This window comes from Candidatus Thermoplasmatota archaeon, from assembly GCA_034660695.1.
Taxonomy (GTDB): Archaea; Thermoplasmatota; E2; order UBA202; family DSCA01; genus JAYEJS01.
Window position 1 is genome coordinate 1 of record JAYEJS010000067.1, and the last position, 1,688, is coordinate 1,688.

At 38.6% G+C, this 1,688-nt stretch carries 2 protein-coding genes; both read right to left on the reverse strand.

Translation table 11 applies throughout. The features are described 5' to 3' along the window. Nucleotides 1-122: 122 nt before the first annotated feature. Nucleotides 123-1,430 carry a NosD domain-containing protein gene (locus tag U9O96_03190; GenBank protein MEA2054112.1) on the reverse strand — a complete coding sequence of 436 codons (1,308 nt, stop codon included), beginning with the start codon at nt 1,428-1,430 and terminating at the stop codon, nt 123-125. 55 nt (nt 1,431-1,485) lie between these two features. Further along, nucleotides 1,486-1,688: hypothetical protein (locus U9O96_03195; protein MEA2054113.1), on the reverse strand; the 203-nt coding region annotated here is incomplete at its 5' end.

A 1,688-nucleotide genomic window follows, 5' to 3' on the forward strand; every position in this document is an offset into this window, starting at 1 on the left:
TTTTATATCTGGGCAGCTGCTCTCAGAAAGGTGAGTATGCAAAAAGAAAGAAATTGGGATAACATATCAATTCCCTCATAGCCTTATGCAATTCCTTGCTCTTATTGGTTGTCACCCACATATTATTTGCTTACTCTGCTGAAGAGAGGATGATGAATAAGGGGTAAAGAAGGGATGAACCCCTTTTCCATTGCATGGCCATCATGTTCTGCATTCAATGTGAAGTTTCCATATGGCTCCATTGCTGGATGTTTGTCAAACATGAACCAGGGAATGCGGAAAAGAAAAGAAAACCTGAATACATCTATAACCACATCCAAAGTTCCTTTTACTGGTTTAGGAGTTGATAATGACCAATCACTCCAATAATTTCTATCCCACACGTTAGGAAACGGCTGCTCAAAAAACCAGAAGTAGGCATTTCTGTCATTGTCGATGAGGTTGTTGTATTTGATATGATTATTTTCACAATAAAACTCTAGGTAAATTCCTACACCGTTTGAGTATACCTCATTCCATGTTACCACATTATTATTGGAAGTAATATAGCCAGTACCGGATTGTATCATAACCCCTCCCTGATTTGAATAAATCTCGTTTCCAGAAATGGTACAATACGAGCAATCAGTAAGGAGCAATCCCCCATAGGCATGATTATGAATGGAGTTATTCAGAATTGAAAGATTTGAACAGGCACACGCTGTTATTCCGTATTGGTCATTGGAATAAATATGATTGAAGGAGATAATAGCATCATCTGTGTACCATAGCTCTATGCCATCACAATTTTTTGTTATATTATTATAAGAAACAACGTTATTCGATCCGCCATTTATCTCCAACCCTTCTGCCATATTATCTTTCAACGTATTGTGTATAATAAAATTGTTTTCACAATGGTCGACTTGCAATCCACTCCAATAACCCTTTGTAATTTCATTATTTTTTATGGAGTTATAAGATGATTGGTCAAGATAAAAAGAGCATCGTCCATACATAAAAGTGTTATATTCTATAACATTGCCATCTGATCTGATTTTACAGGCAGGGGGTTCCTCTGGGGCAACAAGCACCTCTTTGCTTTTCATGACAAATCCTTTCAGTGTGCATCTATCTGCCGTTATATTTACGGCAAAATTTCTTCCCCCTCCATCAATGATTGGCTTTTCTCCATTTTTTTCTATGCCAATCAGAGAAATGCTTTTGTTTATTACAACGCTTTCATTGTAATTGCCGTAGTAAACAAAGATTGTGTAGCCATTTTCTGCATCATTTATGGCAGATTGAATGCTCGTGTAGTTGTTTGGACCTGAACCGCCGACGTACAACACTCCATTGCTTGTAATAATAGTATGAACGTTACTCCCGTTTATCGATGCAAATGGAACGAATATAAGGAATGCAATTGCAAGCGTTATTATCTTATTCATGGTTTTATATCACCTCCGTGCTTAAATTTCTTTTGGCAAATGAAAGGGAAAAGGGTCAGACCGTAGCGGTCTGAGAACTGCTATCCGATGTGCTTCCACTGCTGTCATTGCTGACATAGAAATGCCATACTGGCCCGGTTGTAGTCAGTTGCCCATCGTCTGCAACGACCTTCCAGTAGTAAGTTGTTCCGGCCTGAAGATTGACAGAGTAATATACGGTTGTTGCCGTTGTTGTTGCTATTAGATTGTCCGGAGTGC